Annotated in this window: 20 protein-coding genes; 7 read left to right on the top strand and 13 right to left on the bottom strand. The window is 71.4% G+C overall.

The window, feature by feature from the left end; genetic code table 11:
* Window positions 1-49: 49 nt before the first annotated feature.
* On the bottom strand, window positions 50-1,825 hold the full coding sequence (leuA, locus tag ACUY4T_RS11550) for a 2-isopropylmalate synthase (protein WP_446019083.1): 1,776 nt from the start codon (window positions 1,823-1,825) through the stop codon (window positions 50-52).
* A 187-nt stretch (window positions 1,826-2,012) separates the two neighbouring features.
* On the opposite strand from leuA, the gene ACUY4T_RS11555 reads away from it, so the two are divergent.
* The gene (locus ACUY4T_RS11555; protein ID WP_446019084.1) at window positions 2,013-2,369 is read left to right on the top strand and encodes a hypothetical protein; all 357 of its coding nucleotides are present in this window, start codon (window positions 2,013-2,015) and stop codon (window positions 2,367-2,369) included.
* On the opposite strand, the gene ACUY4T_RS11560 is transcribed toward ACUY4T_RS11555, so the two are convergent.
* The 9 genes from ACUY4T_RS11560 to hrcA all read right to left on the bottom strand — a co-directional run bounded on the left by ACUY4T_RS11560 (window position 2,268) and on the right by hrcA (window position 10,189).
* Complete coding sequence (locus ACUY4T_RS11560) at window positions 2,268-3,041, bottom strand: HAD family hydrolase (protein WP_446019085.1); 774 nt, start codon at window positions 3,039-3,041, stop codon at window positions 2,268-2,270. The two genes, ACUY4T_RS11555 and ACUY4T_RS11560, sit on opposite strands and share 102 nt — an antisense overlap.
* Before the next feature lie 44 nt (window positions 3,042-3,085).
* Window positions 3,086-3,979: a GTPase Era gene (gene era / locus ACUY4T_RS11565; RefSeq protein WP_446019086.1), complete on the bottom strand. Its 894-nt coding sequence runs from the start codon at window positions 3,977-3,979 to the stop codon at window positions 3,086-3,088.
* Window positions 3,976-5,298 carry a hemolysin family protein gene (locus ACUY4T_RS11570; protein WP_446019087.1) on the bottom strand — a complete coding sequence of 441 codons (1,323 nt, stop codon included), beginning with the start codon at window positions 5,296-5,298 and terminating at the stop codon, window positions 3,976-3,978. Before ACUY4T_RS11570 ends, era begins: the two co-directional genes overlap by 4 nt.
* Before the next feature lie 2 nt (window positions 5,299-5,300).
* Window positions 5,301-5,762 carry an rRNA maturation RNase YbeY gene (ybeY, locus tag ACUY4T_RS11575; protein ID WP_446019088.1) on the bottom strand — a complete coding sequence of 154 codons (462 nt, stop codon included), beginning with the start codon at window positions 5,760-5,762 and terminating at the stop codon, window positions 5,301-5,303.
* Window positions 5,759-6,793 (bottom strand): PhoH family protein, encoded by a 1,035-nt coding sequence (locus ACUY4T_RS11580; protein ID WP_446019186.1) that lies wholly within the window; start codon window positions 6,791-6,793, stop codon window positions 5,759-5,761. Before ACUY4T_RS11580 ends, ybeY begins: the two co-directional genes overlap by 4 nt.
* Window positions 6,794-6,869: 76 nt before the next feature.
* The gene (locus ACUY4T_RS11585) at window positions 6,870-7,229 is read right to left on the bottom strand and encodes an HIT domain-containing protein (RefSeq protein WP_446019089.1); all 360 of its coding nucleotides are present in this window, start codon (window positions 7,227-7,229) and stop codon (window positions 6,870-6,872) included.
* 24 nt (window positions 7,230-7,253) lie between these two features.
* Complete coding sequence (locus ACUY4T_RS11590) at window positions 7,254-7,988, bottom strand: 16S rRNA (uracil(1498)-N(3))-methyltransferase (protein WP_446019090.1); 735 nt, start codon at window positions 7,986-7,988, stop codon at window positions 7,254-7,256.
* A gap of 19 nt (window positions 7,989-8,007) precedes the next feature.
* Complete coding sequence (gene dnaJ / locus ACUY4T_RS11595) at window positions 8,008-9,108, bottom strand: molecular chaperone DnaJ (protein ID WP_446019091.1); 1,101 nt, start codon at window positions 9,106-9,108, stop codon at window positions 8,008-8,010.
* A gap of 61 nt (window positions 9,109-9,169) precedes the next feature.
* Window positions 9,170-10,189 (bottom strand): heat-inducible transcriptional repressor HrcA, encoded by a 1,020-nt coding sequence (gene hrcA, locus ACUY4T_RS11600; protein ID WP_446019092.1) that lies wholly within the window; start codon window positions 10,187-10,189, stop codon window positions 9,170-9,172.
* Between the two features lie 207 nt (window positions 10,190-10,396).
* Between hrcA and ACUY4T_RS11605 the strand changes: the two genes are divergently transcribed.
* Together ACUY4T_RS11605 and ACUY4T_RS11610 are read left to right on the top strand one after the other, a co-directional pair.
* Window positions 10,397-10,789 (top strand): DUF4870 domain-containing protein, encoded by a 393-nt coding sequence (locus ACUY4T_RS11605; RefSeq protein ID WP_446019093.1) that lies wholly within the window; start codon window positions 10,397-10,399, stop codon window positions 10,787-10,789.
* A 264-nt stretch (window positions 10,790-11,053) separates the two neighbouring features.
* A complete protein-coding gene (locus ACUY4T_RS11610; RefSeq protein ID WP_446019094.1) occupies window positions 11,054-11,389 on the top strand; it encodes a DUF4870 domain-containing protein in 336 nt (111 codons plus the stop codon).
* Here the strand turns inward: ACUY4T_RS11610 and hemW are convergent, their stop codons facing one another.
* The 3 genes from hemW to lepA all read right to left on the bottom strand — a co-directional run bounded on the left by hemW (window position 11,390) and on the right by lepA (window position 15,210).
* Window positions 11,390-12,616 (bottom strand): radical SAM family heme chaperone HemW, encoded by a 1,227-nt coding sequence (gene hemW / locus ACUY4T_RS11615; RefSeq protein ID WP_446019095.1) that lies wholly within the window; start codon window positions 12,614-12,616, stop codon window positions 11,390-11,392.
* A 1-nt stretch (window position 12,617) separates the two neighbouring features.
* The gene (locus ACUY4T_RS11620) at window positions 12,618-13,265 is read right to left on the bottom strand and encodes a DUF1990 domain-containing protein (RefSeq protein WP_446019096.1); all 648 of its coding nucleotides are present in this window, start codon (window positions 13,263-13,265) and stop codon (window positions 12,618-12,620) included.
* 88 nt (window positions 13,266-13,353) lie between these two features.
* Window positions 13,354-15,210, bottom strand: a complete 1,857-nt coding sequence (lepA, locus tag ACUY4T_RS11625) for a translation elongation factor 4 (RefSeq protein ID WP_446019097.1) — start codon at window positions 15,208-15,210, stop codon at window positions 13,354-13,356.
* 79 nt (window positions 15,211-15,289) lie between these two features.
* Here lepA and ACUY4T_RS11630 point away from each other — a divergent pair, with 79 nt between their 5' ends.
* The 4 genes from ACUY4T_RS11630 (at window position 15,290) to rpsT (ending at window position 18,308) form a co-directional block, all read left to right on the top strand.
* Window positions 15,290-16,516, top strand: a complete 1,227-nt coding sequence (locus ACUY4T_RS11630) for a sensor histidine kinase (protein WP_446019098.1) — start codon at window positions 15,290-15,292, stop codon at window positions 16,514-16,516.
* The gene (locus tag ACUY4T_RS11635; protein ID WP_446019099.1) at window positions 16,513-17,139 is read left to right on the top strand and encodes a response regulator; all 627 of its coding nucleotides are present in this window, start codon (window positions 16,513-16,515) and stop codon (window positions 17,137-17,139) included. Before ACUY4T_RS11630 ends, ACUY4T_RS11635 begins: the two co-directional genes overlap by 4 nt.
* A gap of 3 nt (window positions 17,140-17,142) precedes the next feature.
* Complete coding sequence (locus ACUY4T_RS11640) at window positions 17,143-17,895, top strand: alpha/beta fold hydrolase (RefSeq protein ID WP_446019100.1); 753 nt, start codon at window positions 17,143-17,145, stop codon at window positions 17,893-17,895.
* Window positions 17,896-18,047: 152 nt separating this feature from the next.
* Window positions 18,048-18,308: a 30S ribosomal protein S20 gene (gene rpsT / locus ACUY4T_RS11645; RefSeq protein WP_067945396.1), complete on the top strand. Its 261-nt coding sequence runs from the start codon at window positions 18,048-18,050 to the stop codon at window positions 18,306-18,308.
* Window positions 18,309-18,357 lie beyond the last annotated feature (49 nt).

An 18,357-nucleotide genomic window follows, 5' to 3' on the forward strand; every position in this document is an offset into this window, starting at 1 on the left:
GCCGGCCGCGGCCCGGAGTGGTCCAGCCGCTCCGGGACCTCGCGCGACGTCAGGCGAGCGCCGGCTCCTGCGCTCCCTCAGACGCGCGCACCGAGCGGAGCGCGCGGTTCACCGCGGAGACGACCGCCTTCAGCGACGCCGTGGAGATGTCGGCGTCGATGCCCACGCCCCACAGGGTGCGGCCCTCCACCTGGCACTCCACGTAGGCCGCGGCCATCGCGTCGCCGCCCGCCGACATCGCGTGCTCGCTGTAGTCGAGCACGCGGACGTCGACGCCCTCGGCCGCGAGGACCGAGAGGAACGCCGCGACCGGACCGTTGCCCGAGCCGTCGGCGTCGACGCGCTCGTCGCCGTCGCGCAGGCCCACGCGCACGCGCACGTCGCCCGTGAGGTCGCTCTCGGTGCGCATCGACAGCAGCTCGAAGCGGCCCCACTTCTCGTCGGGGCGATCCTGCGGCGCGGGCAGGTACTCGTCGTTGAAGATGCGCCAGATCTCGTCGCTCGTGACCTCGCCGCCCTCGGCATCCGTCTTCGCCTGCACGACGCCCGAGAACTCGATCTGGAGGCGCCGCGGCAGGTCGAGCGCGTGGTCGCTCTTCAGCAGGTAGGCGACGCCGCCCTTGCCCGACTGCGAGTTGACGCGGATGACGGCCTCGTAGTTGCGGCCGATGTCCTTCGGGTCGACCGGCAGGTACGGGACGGCCCACACGAGGTCGTCGACGGTGCCGCCGCGCTCGGCGGCGCGCGCCTCCATCGCCTCGAAGCCCTTCTTGATCGCGTCCTGGTGGGAGCCGGAGAACGCGGTGTAGACGAGGTCGCCCGCCCAGGGGCTGCGCTCGTGCACGGGGAGCTGGTTGCAGTACTCGGCGGTGCGCTTGATCTCGTCCATGTCCGAGAAGTCGACCTGCGGGTCGATGCCCTGGGTGAAGAGGTTCATGCCGAGCGCGACGAGGTCGACGTTGCCCGTGCGCTCTCCGTTGCCGAACAGGCAGCCCTCGATGCGGTCGGCGCCGGCCATGTAGCCGAGCTCGGCGGCCGCGATCGCCGTGCCGCGGTCGTTGTGCGGGTGCAGCGACAGGATCACGTTCTCGCGGTGCGCGAGGTGCCGCGACATCCACTCGATCGAGTCGGCGTACACGTTGGGCGTGGCCATCTCGACGGTCGCGGGCAGGTTGATGATGACGTTGCGCTCGGGCGTCGGCTCGAGCACCTCGAGCACCCGGTTGCAGACGTCGACCGCGAACTCGAGCTCGGTGCCCGTGTAGCTCTCGGGCGAGTACTCGTAGTAGACGGTCGTGCCGGGCACGGTCGCCTCCATCTCGCGGCACTTGCGCGCGCCGTGCAGGGCGATGTCGATGATGCCCTGCTTGTCGGTGCGGAACACGACCTCGCGCTGGAGCACGCTCGTCGAGTTGTAGAGGTGCACGATCGCCTGCTTCGCCCCGCGGATCGACTCGTACGTGCGCTCGATCAGGTGGTCCCGGGCCTGGGTGAGCACCTGGATGGTGACGTCGTCGGGGATGGCGCCCTCGTCGATGAGGCTGCGCACGAAGTCGAAGTCGGTCTGGCTCGCCGACGGGAACCCTACCTCGATCTCCTTGTAGCCCATGCGCACGAGCAGGTCGAACATGATCCGCTTGCGCTCTGGGCTCATCGGGTCGATGAGCGCCTGGTTGCCGTCGCGCAGGTCGACCGCGCACCAGCGCGGCGCCTTCTCGATGCGGTTGGACGGCCACGTGCGATCCGGCAGGTCGACGCGGACCTGCTCGTCGTACGGGCGGTAGCGATGCACCGGCATCGCGGAGGGCTTCTGGGTGTTCTTCATGAGGTGCTCTTCTCGCTCTTCGGGGGGTTCAGCCGACGACGGACTCCGCAGCGAGGGAGGCCTGTGAACTAGGACTCGCTGCGGCAGCTAAGGAGAAGCAGGCCGTGAAGCACGCGACAAGGCTAACATCCGCGCGGGGCGGAGCGGCAGTCCCGTCATCGACGACGGCGCGTGCCATGCTCGATCCGTGCAGCCGAGCCCCGTTCGACCCCCCGCCGATGCCGCCGATCGCGGCCTGACCGTCGTCGGCCTGGTCATGCTCGCGCCGGCGCTGGCGGCCCTGGCGTGGTATGCGGTCGTCGTGTTCTTCGTCGGCGACCGGTGCAATCCGCCCGTGACCGAATGCGACTACGGAGTGATCCTCGCGGGCCACCACATCGCGCGGTTCGGCACCATCGTCGTCGGCATCCTCGCCCTCGTCGCCTCGATCGCCTTGATCCGCTCAGGTCGCCGCGCCGCGTGGATCCCGCCCGTCGCGCTGGTGCTCGCGCTCGCGGTGTTCCAGGCCGGCAACGCGTTCGCGGCACTCGGCGTCGGGACCTGAACCGGGCGGCACGGACGACCGCGGCCCGAGGTCAGTTCTAGAGAGCCGGCTGATCGTCTCGACGAGCGAATCCATGTGCTCGATCGTGAGGTCCGCCCCGCGGAGCAGGGAGGCGGGGGTGTCGGCGGCGAACCCGATGGATCGCATGCCCGCGCGCCCGGCGGCCGTGATCCCCGCCGGGCTGTCCTCGACGACGACGCAGTCCGACGGCGCCACCCCCATCCGCCGTGTGGCATGCAGGAACAGGTCGGGCTCAGGCTTGCCCCGTTCCACTTCGCTCGCGCTGAAGATCCGCCCCTCGAACCGGGACCGCAGGCCCGTCCGCCCGAGCGTGAGCCGCATCCGGTCGTGGGTGCCGGACGACGCGATGCAAGAGCGGTACCCCCGGGCGTCCAGCTCGTCCAGCGCCTCGCGCACACCCGCCACGGCCTCGAGCTCCGTCGTGAACGACACCCTGAGCAGGTCATCGCGGCGTCGGACGAAGTCATCCGGGATCGCCCGGCCGATCCGTCGTTCGATGTTGGCCATGACCTCGGCGGCGGACCTGCCGAGGTGCTCGCTCCGGATCTCCTCCAGCGTGATCGGCCAGCCCAGCTCGGTGATGAGCTGGATCTCCACGCGCTGCACGAGACGCTCCGAGTCGACGAGCACGCCGTCGCAGTCGAACACCACGAACGGCCCGACTCCGTGTCGCGAAGACGGACCCGCCACGGGCGTCAGAACCCGAGGCGGCCGAGCTGCTTCGGGTCGCGCTGCCAGTCCTTCGCGACCTTGACGTGCAGCGCCAGGTAGACCTTCCGGCCGAGCAGCTGCTCGATCTGCGCGCGTGCGCGCTCGCCGACCTCGCGGAGCCGCGAGCCGCCCTTGCCGATGATGATGCCCTTCTGGCTGTCGCGCTCGACGTACAGGTTCGCGTAGACCTCGAGCAGGTCCTTGTCCTCGCGCTCGATCATGTCGTCCACGGTCACGGCGATCGAGTGGGGCAGCTCGTCGGAGACGCCCTCGAGCGCGGCCTCGCGCACGAACTCCGCGATGCGCTCGGCCGTGTCCTCGTCGGTCGTGGTCTCGGCCGGGTAGAGCGGCTGCTCCGACTGGGGCATGAGCTGCAGCAGCTCGTCGACCAGCACGTCGAGCTGCTCGCCCTTCGGTGCGGAGACGGGGATGATCGCGTCCCACTCGCGCAACTGCGAGACGGCGAGCAGTTGCTCGGCGACCTTGCCCTTGCCCGCGGCATCCGTCTTCGTCACGATCGCGACCTTCTTCGCCCGCGGGTACGGGTCGAGCTGCTCGTTGATGAACCGGTCGCCCGGGCCGATCGCCTCGTTCGCCGGCACGCAGAAGCCGATCACGTCGACGTCGCCGAGCGTGGTCTGCACGAGCGAGTTGAGGCGTTCCCCCAGGAGCGTGCGCGGGCGATGCAGCCCCGGCGTGTCCACGACGATCAGCTGGCCGTACTCACGGTGCACGATGCCCCGGATGGCGCGACGCGTGGTCTGGGGCTTCGAGCTCGTGATCGCGACCTTCTCGCCCACCAGCGCGTTGGTGAGCGTCGACTTGCCCACGTTGGGCCGGCCGACGAACGAGACGAATCCTGCGCGGTAGTCGGTCATGGTCGCTCTCCCTCGATGGATGCGGCGTCGTCGCCCGCGAACGCGGCGCGCACGTCGATCAGTGCTTGGTCGGCCTCGACGAGGATCGTCGCGATGCGCTTGCGGCGTCCCTCGGTGCGCTCCGCCTCGAGCGTCAGCCCGCTGACCGCGGCCCGATCGCCCGGCTGCGGCAGTCGGCCGAGCTCCTTCGCCAGCAGCCCGCCGGCCGAGTCGACGTCCTCGTCGTCGAGGTCGAGGCCGAACAGCTCGCCGAGCTCGTCGACCGGCAGTCGCGCGTTGATCCGGAACCGGCCCTCGCCGAGCTCCTCGACCTGCGCGGCCTCGCGGTCGTACTCGTCCGAGATGTCGCCGACGAGCTCCTCGATCAGGTCCTCCATGGTGACGAGGCCGGCGATGCCGCCGTACTCGTCGACGACCATCGCCAGGTGGTTCGACTCCGTCTGCATCTGGCGCAGCAGCGCATCGGCCTTCATCGACTCCGGGACGAACACGGCGGGGCGGGCGAGGTCGCCGACGGTGAGCGACTCCGCGTCGAGCGGGCGCTCGAACCCGAGCTTGGCGAGGTCGCGGAGGTAGAGCACCCCGGCGATGTCGTCGGCCTCGCGCTCGACCACGGGGATGCGCGAGTATCCCGCCCGCAGGAACAGCGCCATGGCCTGCGGCAGGTGCGCCGACTGGTCGATGGTCACCATGTCGGTGCGGGGCACCATGACCTCGCGGACGAGGGTGTCGTTGAACTCGAAGATCGAGTGGATGAGCTCGCGGTCGCCTTGGTCGAGCACCTCGAGCTCGGTGGCCTCGTCGACCATGCTGAGCAACTGCTCCTCGCTGGAGACGCCCGCGAACCGGACCCGGCCCGGCGTCACGCGGTTGCCGAGCGCGACGAGCGCGTTCGCGAGCGGGCCGAGCAGCAGGCGCACGAAGCGCACGATCGGCGCGGCGAGCCGGAGCACCGTGGCCGCGTGGGCCCGGCCCACGCTGCGCGGGCTCGCACCGACGAGCACGAACGACACCGCGGTCATGATCAGCGCCGACACGAGCAGGACCAGCCCCACGTCGTCGAGGAAGAACGTGAACGCGAGCGTGACGAGCACCGCCGCCGTCGTCTCCGTGAGGATGCGCATGAAGTTCACGGCATTGACGTGCGCTCCGGTGTCGTCGGCGATGGCGCGGAGGGAGCGCTCGGCCCGCGCGCCGACGGACATCTCGACGAGGTCGGCGCGGGAGCTGACGCCGATGGCCGAATCGACCGCGGCCATGAGACCGCCGAAGCCGACGAGGACCAGGGCCGCGGCGAGGAAGAGCCAGGGCAGGATCATGGTCAGCGGCGGCGCTCCTGCATCGCGAAGCCGACGAGCAGGTCGCGCTGCAGTCCGAACATCTCGCGCTCCTCCTCGGGTTCGGCGTGGTCGAACCCCAGCAGGTGGAGGATGCCGTGCGCGGTGAGCAGCTGCAGCTCGTCGAGCAGCGAGTGCCCGGCGGCCTTCGCCTGCGATTCGGCGACCTGCGGGCAGAGGACGACGTCGCCCAGCAGTCCGGGCGGTGCGGGCTGGTCCTCGGTGCCCGGGCGCAGCTCGTCCATCGGGAAGCTGAGCACGTCCGTGGGGCCGGGCTCGTCCATCCACTGCACGTGGAGCTGCTCCATGGCGCCCTCGTCGACGAGGACGATGGCCAGCTCGGCGTCCGGGTGGACGTGCAGGGCGTCGAGCGCGTACACCGCGAGCCGCTGGAGCGCCGCCTCGTCGACCTCGACGGCGGACTCGTTGTTGACCTCGATGCTCACGTGCTCCTCTTCCTGGGCAGGTGGTCGCGCGGCCCGCTCGCACCGCGCCGGTCGGCGCCGCGGCGCTCCGCGCGGTTGGCGAACTCGCGTGCCTGCTCCCGCTCGAATCGCTGGGCCTGCGCCCGCTGGTCGTACTCGGTGTAGGCGTCGATGATGCGACCGACGAGGCTGTGGCGCACGACGTCGTCGCTCGTGAGCCTCGCGAAGTGGATGTCGTCGACGCCGTCGAGGATGCGGGTGACGAGCCGGAGGCCCGACGAGCCGCCCGGCAGGTCGACCTGCGTGATGTCGCCGGTCACGACCATTCGCGAGCCGAACCCGAGCCGGGTGAGGAACATCTTCATCTGCTCGGGCGTGGTGTTCTGCGCCTCGTCGAGCACGACGAACGAGTCGTTGAGCGTGCGCCCGCGCATGTAGGCGAGCGGGGCGACCTCGACCGTGCCAGAGGCGAGGAGCTTGGGCACGAGCTCGGGATCCATCATCTCGTTCAGCGCGTCGTAGAGCGGCCGCAGGTACGGGTCGATCTTCTCCGTCAGGGTGCCGGGCAGGAAGCCGAGCCGCTCCCCCGCCTCCACGGCGGGGCGTGTGAGGATGATGCGGTTCACCTCCTTGCGCTGCAGCGCCTGCACGGCCTTGGCCATCGCGAGGTAGGTCTTCCCGGTTCCGGCCGGCCCGATGCCGAACACGATGGTGTGCTCGTCGATGGCGTCGACGTAGGCGCGCTGGCCCTCGGTCTTGGGCCGGATGGAGCGGCCCCGGGCGGACACGATCACCTGCCCCAGCGCCTCGGACGGCCGGGAGTTCGGGTCGGCGTCGAGCATGCGGGCGGAGCTCCTCACTTCGATGGGCGTCGGGTCCTCGCCGCCGCGGACGAGTTCGAGCAGTTCCTCGATCAAGCGGCGCACCCGCCGGCGATCGTCGTCGTCGCCGCGGATCGCGATCTCGTTGCCGCGCACGTGCACCTCGACGCCGGGGTACTCACGCTCGATGGTCGTGAGCAGGCGGTCCTGCGGGCCCAGCAGCCGGACCATCGCGATGCCGTCGACGTGGAGCCGCTCCTCGTCGGGGCGTGCTTCGGGAGCGAGGGGCCGGGCCTCGCCCGAATCGTCAGCGCCCGCCAAGCGACCCCTCCTCGAGCCCGCCGCCGAGCACGTGGGCGTGGACGTGGAACACGGTCTGGCCCGCGGCGGGCCCCGTGTTGAAGACCAGGCGGAACTGGCCGCCGGCGAGGTCGTCGGCGATGCCGCGCGCGACCGACACGAGCTCGGCGAGCAGCCCGGGGTCGCCCGCCGCCAGTTCGACGACGTCGCGGTACTCGCCCGAGCGAGGCGTCACGATGACGTGGACGGGCGCCTGGGGCGCGATGTCGTGGAACGCGATCACGCGATCGGTCTCGACGACCATGCGCGCCGGGATCTCACCCGCGGCGATGCGCTCGAAGACCGTGGGTTCGGCGGTTCCGCTCATCCCACCATCGTAGCGACGGATGCCTCACCACCGCCCGAGCGCGACCGACAGCACCGCGATCGCCGCAGGCCCGGCGGTCGAGGTGCGCAGCACCGACTCGCCGAGCCGCACCGGCTCGCCGCCCGCCTCCACCAGCCGCTCGATCTCGGCCGGGTCCATACCGCCCTCCGGCCCGACCACGAGCGCGAGGTCGCGACCGTCGTGACGGATGCCGCCGAGCGGGGTCTCGGCGCCCGGCACGAGCAGCAGCATCCGCTCGCCCTGCAGTCGCGCCGGGAGCTCGCGCGTCGCTGCGACGGGCTCGACCGATGGAATCCGCGACCTGATCGACTGCTTGACCGCCTCGCGGACGATCGCAGTCCAGCGGGCCCGCCCCTTCTCTGCCTTCGGTCCCTCCCAGCGCGACACCGAGCGCCTGGCCGACCACGGCACGATCCGGTCGACGCCGAGTTCGGTCGCGGCCTGCACGGCAAGCTCGTCGCGGTCGCCCTTCGCGAGCGCCTGCACGAGGGTGAGCCGCGGCGACGGCTCGGGCTCGTCGCGCACCGCGTCGACCACCAGTTCGAGCCGGCGCGGCTCGGCCGCGGTGACCGTTCCGGAGACGATCCGTCCCCGGCCGTCGCCGACCGCCGCGCGCTCGCCGACGCGCACGCGCGCGACCGTCACCGCGTGCCGCGCTTCATCGCCCGCGAGCACGACCTCGTCCCCGGCGGCGACGCCGTCGAGGTCGAGGTCCTCGTCGAGGTAGAGGCTGCTCATCGCGGCATCCGAGCCTGCGTCACCCGAGGAACCGGTCGCGCAGCCGCGCGAACAGGCCCTGCTGGAAGTGCCCGAGCTGGGGCGGCTGCGCCTTGCGCTGCTTGGCGAGCTGCTGCACGAGCTCGCGCTCCTTGTGGCTGAGCTTGGTCGGCGTGACGACGTGCACCGCGACCTTGAGGTCGCCGCGGCCTGCGCCGCGCAGGTGCGTGATGCCCCGGTCTCGCACGGTCAGGATCTCGCCGGACTGCACGCCGGGCTTCAGCTCGAGGTCGACGTCGCCGTCGAGCGCCGCCACCTTCGCCGTCGTGCCGAGGACCGCGTCGGTCATCTGCACCTCGAGGGTGCACAGGAGGTCGTCGCCGTTGCGGCTGAACACCTCGTGGTTCTTCACCTTGACCTCGAGGTAGAGGTCGCCGTTGGGTCCGCCGGCGGGGCCGGCCTCGCCGGAGCCCGGCATCTGCAGCCGGACGCCGGTGTCGACGCCGGCCGGGACGTCGACCGAGACGGTGCGCCGGGCGCGGACGCGGCCCTGCCCCTGGCAGGTGGCGCACGGCGTGGCGATGATCGTGCCGTAGCCGCGGCACGAGCCGCACGGGCTCGAGGTCATCACGTTGCCGAGGAGCGAGCGGACGGCGCGCTGGATGTGCCCGGTGCCGCCGCAGATGTCGCACGTGACTGGCGAGGTCCCGGGCTGGCAGCACGAGCCGTGGCAGGTCTCGCAGGTCACCGCGGTGTCGACCTCGATGTCGCGGTGCGTGCCGAAGATCACGTCCTCGAGGCCGACCTCGAGCCGGATCAGCGCGTCCTGGCCCCGCTCGCGACGTGAACGGGGGCCGCGGCTGGCCTGCCCGGCGCCGAAGAACGTCTCGAAGATGTCGCCGAAGCCGCCGAAGCCGGCGCCGTTGAACCCGCCCTGTCCGCCGCCGAGGTCGTACTGCTGACGCTGCTTCGGGTCGGACAGCACGTCGTACGCGTGCGTGACCTGCTTGAAGCGCTCGGACGCCTCGGCGCCGGGGTTCACGTCGGGGTGCAGTTCGCGGGCGAGGCGGCGGTACGCCTTCTTGATCTCGTCGGGGCTGGCGTCGCGGGAGACGCCGAGGACCTCGTAGTGGTCTGCCACGGAGGCGGATTCCTTTCGATTGCCGGTGACGGATGCCGCCGCTCGGGCGGCTCCGCGCGGGTCAGTTCTCGCCGAGCGTTCGCGAGAGGTACCGGGCCACCGCGCGTACGGCGGCCATGCTCTGTGAGTAGTCCATGCGGGTCGGACCGACGATCCCCAGTCGCGACACGTCGCGCCCCGGGATCTCGAACGCGCTCGACACGACGGAGGTCTCGCCGAGCCCGTAGGCCGCGTTCTCGCGGCCGATGCGCACGGCGAGGGGCTCGTCGGCGTTCATCTCGCCGAAGAGCCGGAGGATCACGACCTGCTCCTCGATCGCCTCGATGACGCCGAGGATGTTGCCGGCGAAGTCCTGCTCGGTGCGGACGAGGTTCGCGGCGCCGGCGACGACCAGCCGATCGCTCCGGGTCAGCTTCGCCTGGTCGGCGAGCGTCGCCGCGAGGGTGCGGAGCACCTCGGCGTGGGCGCGGTCGGCGTCGGCGGTCTCGTGGGACAGCGCGGCCGCGGCATCCGTCATCGTGAGCCCTGCGGCGACCTCGTTGAGGCGGTTGCGGAGCCGGTGCAGCGTCTCCTCGTCGACCGGCTGGTCGAGCTCGGCGAGCCGCTGCTCGACCTGGCCCGAGTCCGAGATGAGGATGCAGAGCACCCGGGTCGGCGCGAGCGAGACCAGCTCGACGTGGCGCACGCGGGCGCGGGTGAAGCTGGGGTACTGCACGACGGCGAGCTGGCGGGTCAGCTGGGAGACCAGGCGCACCGTCCGTGCGAGCAGCTCGTCGAGGTCGTTCGACTCGCCGAGGAAGGTCTCGATCGCGTGCCGCTGGGCGGTGGTGAGGGGCCGGATGTCGGCGAGCTGATCGACGAAGACCCGGTAGCCCTTGTCGGTGGGGATGCGCCCCGACGAGGTGTGCGGGGCCGCGATGAGCTCCTCCTCCTCGAGCAGGGCCATGTCGTTGCGGATGGTCGCCGCCGACACGCCGAAGTGGTGGCGCTCGACGATGGTCTTGGATCCGACCGGCTCGCGCGAGGCGACGTAGTCCTGCACGATCGCGCGGAGGACGGCGAGACTGCGTTCCGAGACCATGACCCTCGCTTCCCTCCACGACCGACCGTCCCGCGGACCCGGCTTAGCACTCGGTTCGCGTGACTGCCAATCCTACCGCGAGATTCCTCCACGCCACCGTTGCCGGGCCGCGCCCCTCGGCAGTAGCGTGTGCATCGCCACGGGCGATCGCCCCCGCGCGGGCGGACGACCACGGCATCCCCCTCAACCCGAAAGGCCTCGTCCCGCATGACCGACCCCACGCCCCAGCCCGCTCCCCAGCCCGCCGCGCCGCTCTCGCACGAGCAGGACGTCCAGTGGGGCTCGTTCGCCCACCTCGGCGGCATCCTCGGCATCCTGCCGTCGCTCATCATCTGGCTCGTCTTCAAGGACCGCGGCTCGTTCACGAACACCGAGGCGAAGGAGGCGCTGAACTTCCAGATCACCCTGACCCTGGCCACGGTGGCCCTCTGGATCGTCGTGACCATCCTCACGGTCGTCACCTTCGGCGTCGGCGCCGTGCTCGGCATCCTGCTGTACGTGCCGTGGATCCTCGGCGTCGTCTTCTCGGTGATCGCGTTCCTGCAGGCCAAGGAGGGCCGCCACTACCGCTACCCCTTCGCACTGCGACTCATCAAGTAGTCGCCGGCGACCCGCGACGCGCCGGTCCGAGACCCCTCGACCGGCGCGTCGCCCTGTGCCAGCATGAGGAAACGCCTCGCGACACGGCGTGCGACCGACCAAGGAGCCAGCATCATGTCCGACGCACCACCTCCCACACCGCCCAACCCGCCGAGCACGCCGCCTCCGGGCGACGCCGCTCCCCCGCCGCCTCCGCCTCCCCCTCCCGGCGGGACGCCCCCGCCGCCCCCGCCCGCGGGCGGACCCGCCGGCGCGGCCCAGGAGATGAGCCCGCCCGACCAGCGGCTGTGGGCCACCCTGATCCACATCGGCGGCGCGATCTTCGCATTCTGGCCTTCTCTGATCGGTTACCTGGTGTTGAAGGACCGCGGGGCCTTCGTGCGGAATCACTCGGCCACCGCGTTGAACTTCCAGTTGACAATGCTCATTGCCGAGGTTGTCGGCTGGATACTGTCGGTCACGGTGATCCTCGCCGTCATCGGCGTCCCGCTGCTGGTTGCCGTGTACATCGTCCGCATCGTGTTCAGCATCATCGCAGCGGTGACCGCGAACAAGGGCGAACCGTACACCTACCCGCTCGCAATCAAGTTCGTGAGCTGATCACTCCTCGAGCAGGCGCCGCACGACGGCGTCGGCCAGCAGACGCCCTCGCCGGGTCAGCGTGAGTCGCCCGGCGAGGGCGTTCTTCGCGTCCACGAGGCCGTCGGCGATCAGTCCGGCGACCGCGTGCCGGCCGGCGGTGCGCAGCGACGCGACCTCGAGTCCCTCGCGGATCCGGGTGAGGAGCAAAACCCGCTCGGTCTCGCGCGTCGCCGCATCGAGCGTCTCCCGGCCGACGGCGGGCGAGACCCCGGCCGCGAGGCGCTCCGCGTAGGCGGCGGGATGCTTGGCGTTCCACCAGCGGACCCCGCCCACGTGGCTGTGCGCCCCGGGGCCGATGCCCCACCAGTCGTCGCCGCGCCAGTAGCCGAGGTTGTGACGGGAACGGTGCGAGTCACCGGTCGCCCAGTTCGAGACCTCGTACCACTCGTATCCGGCTGCGGTGAGCCGGTCGTCGGCCAGCTCGTACATGTCGGCGGTCAGGTCGTCGTCGATCGGCGCGAGCTCGCCGCGGCGGATCTGCCGCGCCAGCTTCGTGCCGTCCTCCACGATGAGCGCGTAGGCGCTCACGTGGTCGGGGCGTTCGGCCACCACCGCGTCGACGCTGGTGCGCCAGTCGTCGAGCGACTCCCCCGGCGTGCCGTAGATCAGGTCGAGGCTGACGTCGAGGCCGGCGGCGCGCGCCCAGCGCACCACGAGCGGCACCCGCGCCGGGTCGTGGGTGCGGTCGAGTGCCGCGAGCACGTGCGGCACCGCCGACTGCATGCCGAACGACACGCGCGTGAACCCGCCGTCGGCCAGCCGCTTCAGGTCGTCGGGCCCGACCGAGTCGGGGTTCGCCTCGGTGGTGACCTCGGCGCCGTCGGCGATCCCGAACTCGTCGCGCACGCCCGCCAGCATCCGAACGAGGTCGGCGGCCGGGAGCATCGTCGGCGTGCCGCCGCCGAAGAAGACGGTCCGCGCCGCCCGGTCCGGGGCGCCGGATGCGGCGAGCACCCCGCGCGCGAAGCGGATCTCGTCGATCGCCTGGTCGGCGTACTGCGCCTGCGTCACGCCGCGGAGCTCGCCCGCGGTGTAGGTGTTGAAGTCGCAGTACCCGCAGCGGACCCGGCAGAACGGGACGTGCACGTAGACGCCGAACGCGCGCGTCGCGGCATCCGTCGTCGCCCCGCCGGGCAGCAGGCCGTCGGCGGGCGCCGGGTCGGCGATCGGGAGCGGACCGGCCACGTCAGGTGTAGGCGGGGTGCAGGGCGCGGAGCTCGTCGCGCGTGAGGTCGCGGCGACGACGTCGCACGAGCGGCGCGACCAGGCGGTGGATGCCGCCCCGAGGCTCGAGCGCCGAGCGGATCGTGAGCCAGACGGTGTCGTCGTCGCGGTGCTCCAGCACGAACGACTCCTCGCCGTGCTCCGGGGCCTCGCCGGCCGTGCCGTAGGCGAATCCGATCCGCCCCGGCTCGTCGACGACGTACACCACGAGGATCGGGATGGAGCGCGTGCGCAGGCGCCCGCGGCGCTTGAGCGTCGCGGTCATGCCCGCCGAGACGAACGGCGTGCCGTCGGCGGCGAATCGCTGCTCGCTCCGCGCCGACGGCTGGTCGGACCGCGGCGACCCGTCGGCGTCGTAGACGATGCCCGTGTACTGCGCGCCGGTCCCGGGGGCGATGTCGGCGACGTCGAATCCGGCGCCCTTCTGCACGCCCCACGTCATGAGCTCCTCGGCGGCGCGATCGAAGCGGTCGCGACCGGAACCGAGCCTGACGGAGTCCTCCGCGGGCCGGAACCCTGCGGGCGGATAGCGCAGCAGGTCGGGGTCGAGGGTCGCGCCGATCGCGCCGTAGGTCACCGACTGGTCGGTGAACGTGCTGCGTCGAGTCATCCGAACATCGTACTTCGGCGCCGCGCCGCGGCCGGAATCGACCGCCCGCGCTGCTCGCGGGGCGACGCGCTGCCGCCCACGCGTCCGACTACTTCTTGGCGTCCTTCTTCTCGGTCTCGCCCGAGAGCGCGGCGATGAACGCCTCCTGGGGCACCTCGACGCGGCCGACCATCTTCATGCGCTTCTTGCCCTCCTTCTGCTTCTCGAGGAGCTTGCGCTTGCGGGTGATGTCGCCGCCGTAGCACTTCGCGAGGACGTCCTTGCGGATGGCGCGGATCGACTCGCGCGCGATGATGCGCGCGCCGATCGCCGCCTGGATCGGCACCTCGAACTGCTGCCGAGGGATGAGCTCGCGCAGGCGCCCGGTCATCAGCACGCCGTACGCGTACGCCTTGTCGCGGTGCACGATCGCGCTGAACGCGTCGACCTGCTCGCCCTGCAGCAGGATGTCGACCTTCACGAGGTCGGCGGCCTGGTCGCCGGCGGGCTCGTAGTCGAGCGACGCGTACCCGGCGGTCTTCGACTTCAGGTTGTCGAAGAAGTCGAACACGATCTCGCCGAGCGGCATGTGGTATCGGATCTCCACGCGATCCTCGCCGAGGTACTCCATGCCGAGCAGCGTGCCGCGACGCGACTGGCAGAGCTCCATGATGGTGCCGACGTAGTCCTTCGGCGCGAGGATCGCGGCCTTGACGATGGGCTCGCGCACCTCGGCGATCTTCCCGCCGGTGGGGAACTCGCTCGGGTTGGTGACCGTGACCGTCTTCTTGTCCTCGGTCGTGACCTCGTAGACGACGGACGGCGCGGTCGCGATGATGTCGAGGCCGAACTCGCGACGCAGGCGCTCCGTCACGATCTCGAGGTGGAGCAGGCCGAGGAACCCGCATCGGAAGCCGAAGCCGAGCGCCACCGACGTCTCGGGCTCGTAGACCAGCGCGGCATCCGACAGCTTGAGCTTGTCGAGCGCCTCGCGGAGTTCGGGGTAGTCGCTGCCGTCGATCGGGTACAGCCCCGAGAAGACCATCGGCAGCGGCTCGGTGTAGCCGGCGAGCGGCTCGGGCGCGGGCTTCGCGGCGCTCGTCACGGTGTCGCCGACCTTCGACTGGCGCACGTCCTTCACGCCGGTGATCAGGTAGCCGACCTCGCCGACGCCGAGGCCCTTGGTGGGCGTCGGCTCGGGGGCGCTCACGCCGATCTCGAGGATCTCGTGCGTCGCCTTCGTCGACATCATCTGGATGCGCTCGCGCGGGTTCAGCTGGCCGTCGACCATGCGGACGTAGGTGACGACGCCGCGGTAGCTGTCGTAGACGGAGTCGAAGATCATCGCCCGCGCCGGGGCGTCCGCGTCGCCCACCGGGGCGGGGATGCGCTCGACCACCCGGTCGAGCAGGTCCTCGACGCCCATCCCGGTCTTGCCCGAGACGCGCAGCACGTCGTCCGGAGAGCCGCCGATGAGGTCGGCGAGCTCGCGGGCGTACTTCTCCGGCTCCGCGGCCGGCAGGTCGATCTTGTTCAGCACCGGGATGATCTCGAGGTCGTTCTCGAGCGCCAGGTACAGGTTCGCGAGCGTCTGCGCCTCGATGCCCTGGGCGGCATCCACGAGGAGGATCGCGCCCTCGCACGCGGCGAGCGAGCGGGACACCTCATAGCTGAAGTCGACGTGACCCGGCGTGTCGATCATGTTCAGGGCGTAGCCCGTGCCGCCGAGCTCCCACGGCATGCGCACGGCCTGGCTCTTGATCGTGATGCCGCGCTCGCGCTCGATGTCCATGCGGTCGAGGTACTGCGCGCGCATGTCGCGGTCGGCGACCACGCCGGTGATCTGCAGCATGCGGTCGGCGAGCGTCGACTTGCCGTGGTCGATGTGCGCGATGATGCAGAAGTTGCGGATCAGCGCGGGTTCGGTGGCGGCGGGCACCGGTGGTTCAGCGGCTCTCGGAGACATCCCCACGATTCTCCCATGCGCGCGATCCCACTTTCGACGGATGCCGCCCGGAGGCCCCGGGACTACGCTGAAACGCACCATGACCGTGCTCGATGCCCCACTCGTCGGACGGGTGCAGCCGTCGGCGCTGCGCCCCGTCTTCCGGTCCCTGCGCGTCGGGCTGCACGTGCTCGTCGTCGGGCTCACCGTGTTCGTCCTCGCGCGGGCGGTGTTCAGCGCCGATGCGCAGCTCGTCGCGATCGCCATCCTCTCGATCGCCTTCGTCGGCACCTACGCCGTCGGCGTCGTCACGGCCCACCAGGTCGTCTCGCCCTGGATGCGCGCCGGATGGCTGGTCATGCTGCTCGGCTTCTGGCTCGGCCTCGCCGCGCTCACCCCGGATGCCGCGTTCCTGGCGTTCCCGCTGTTCTTCCTCGAGCTGCACGTGCTCCCGGCCCGCTTCGCGGTGCCGCTGGTCGGCGTGACCTTCCTGCTGAGCGTCTGGAGCACGACCTCGCACCTCGGGTTCGAGGTCGGCAGCATCCTCGGACCGTTCATCTCGGCCGGGGTCGCCGTCATCATCGGCCTCGGGTACCGAGCGATGGCCGTCGAGTCTCGCGAGCGGCAGTCGCTCATCCTCGACCTCCTCGCCACCCGCGAGGAGCTCGCCGCGGCGAGCCGCGAGGCGGGCACGCTCGCCGAGCGCGAGCGCATCGCGCGCGAGATCCACGACACGGTCGCGCAGGGCCTGTCGAGCATCCAGATGCTCCTGCACGCCGCCGAGCGCGACGTCGACGACGACGCGGTTCGCGACCGGCTCCGCCTGGCGCGCGAGACCGCCGCCGACAACCTGCAGGAGACGCGTCGGTTCATCCGCGAGCTCACCCCGCCCGCGCTCGATGAGCAGACCCTTCCGGGCGCGCTCCGCCGGCTCGCCTCCGCCACGAACGAGCAGGCCGCCCAGGCCGGCTCGCGCACCCGGATCTCGTTCTCGCTGAGCGGCGAACCGGTGCCGCTGCCCATGTCGATCGAGGCGACGCTGCTGCGCATCGCGCAGGGCTCGCTCTCGAACGTCGTCAAGCACGCCGAGGCGGCGCGCGCCGAGATGACGCTCAGCTACTTCGGCGACGAGGTGGCGCTCGACGTGGTGGACGACGGCCTCGGATTCGACCCGGCCTCGCTCGAGTCCGAGGGACCGGACGCCGCATCGTTCGGCCTGCGGGCCATCCGGCAGCGCGCCGAGGCGCTCGGCGGCACCGCCGACGTGGAGTCCGCCCCGGGCAGCGGCACCGCCCTGTCCGTGCGCATCCCGGCGGTGAACGGATGATCCGGCTCGTGCTGAGCGACGATCATCCGGTGGTCAGGGCGGGGATGCGGGCGCTCCTCGAGGCCGAGCCCGACCTCTCGGTGGTCGGCGAGGCCGCGACCGCGGAAGAGGCCGTGGCGCTCGCCGCCGGGCCGGGCGTCGACCTCGTGCTGATGGACCTGCAGTTCCCGGGCCGCCTGCAGGGGGTCGACGCGACCCGCCGGATCCGAGCGACCGCGGGTGCGCCGCGCGTCCTCGTGCTCACCAACTACGACACCGACGCCGACATCCTGGGCGCCATCGAGGCCGGCGCGAGCGGATACCTGCTCAAGGATGCTCCGCCCGGCGAGCTCGTGTCCGCCATCCGCGCGGCCGCGTCGGGCGAGTCGGCGCTCGCGCCGGCGGTCGCGTCCCGTCTCGACGCATCGCAGCGCAGCCCCGACCAGCGCCTCACCGTGCGCGAGTCGGAGGTGCTCGCGCTCGTCGCGGCGGGGAGCACGAACCGCGAGATCGGGCAGGCGCTCTTCCTCAGCGAGGCGACCGTCAAGTCCCACCTCGTGCACATCTTCACCAAGCTCGGCGTCGGGTCGCGCACGGCCGCCGTCGCGAAGGCGCGCGAGCTCGGCGCCATCCGGGCGGGCTGACGGATGGCGCGCGCGACGGTCGTCCTCGTCCACGGCATCCGCACGTCGGCGACCATGTGGCGCGGCCAGGTCGCGCGGCTGTCCCACCGCGACCTCGACGTCGTCACCGTCGACCTGCCGGGCCACGGGAGGCGGCTCGGCGAGGCGTTCACGCTCGACGCGGCGATGCGCGCGATCGACGAGGCGCTCGGCACCGCCGACCCGACGGTGCCGCGGCTCCTCGTGGGCCTGAGCCTCGGCGGCTACCTCGCGATCGAGTACGCGGCGCGGCATCCGCATCGCCTGGACGGCCTCGTGGCCGCCTCCTGCGGAACCCGCCCGCGGGGCGCGGGGCTGCGCGGGTACCTGGCGCTCGCGGGCGCGATCCGTCGGCTCCCCGACCGCGGCCGCGGCCTGAACGACGCGATGGCGCGGGTGTTCCTCTCCCCCGCGGCCGTCGACGACGTCATCGCCGGCGGTGTCGCGCTCGACGTGATGCAGCCCGCCATCGATGCGGTCGCACGGCTCGACATCGAGGCCGCGATCGGCGCCGTGACCGTGCCGATCTGGTTCGTCAACGGCCGGTACGACCATTTCCGGATCGAGGAGCGACGGATGCTGCGGGCAGCCCGCGACGGACGGCTCGTGCACATCGAGGGTGCGACGCACCTCGTCAGCCTCGTTCGACCCGCGGAGTTCACCGCCGTCGTGCTCGGCGCGGTCGCCGAACTCGAGCTCCGCGCCGCCCGACGGGAGGCGCTCGGCGCCGACGCCTGAGGACCGCTCGTGCTTTGGCGTCGCCCGCCCCTTGCTGGTATCGTTGCCTGTTGGCTTGCGTGTGGGTCCCACCCCGCACGATGCGCCGCGACGGCCCCTCTACCGATTGCGGCAACTCCCGGTACCCGCAGAACACACGAAAGACGAACCACGTGGCAAACATCAAGTCGCAGATCAAGCGCATCCGCACCAACCTGAAGGCGCAGGAGCGCAACAAGGCCGTGAAGAGCGAGCTCAAGACCGTCATCACCGCCACCCGCAAGGCCATCGCCGAGGGCGACAAGGAGAAGGCGACCGCCGCACTCCGCGTCGCGACCCGCAAGCTCGACAAGGCCGTGAGCAAGGGCGTCATCCACAAGAACCAGGCCGCGAACCGCAAGTCGGCGATCGCGAAGCAGGTCGCCGCGCTCTGAGCGACGCAGCATTCGACTGAAGGGTCCCCGCCGGTGACGGCGCGGGGCC

This window comes from Agromyces arachidis, assembly GCF_052805135.1.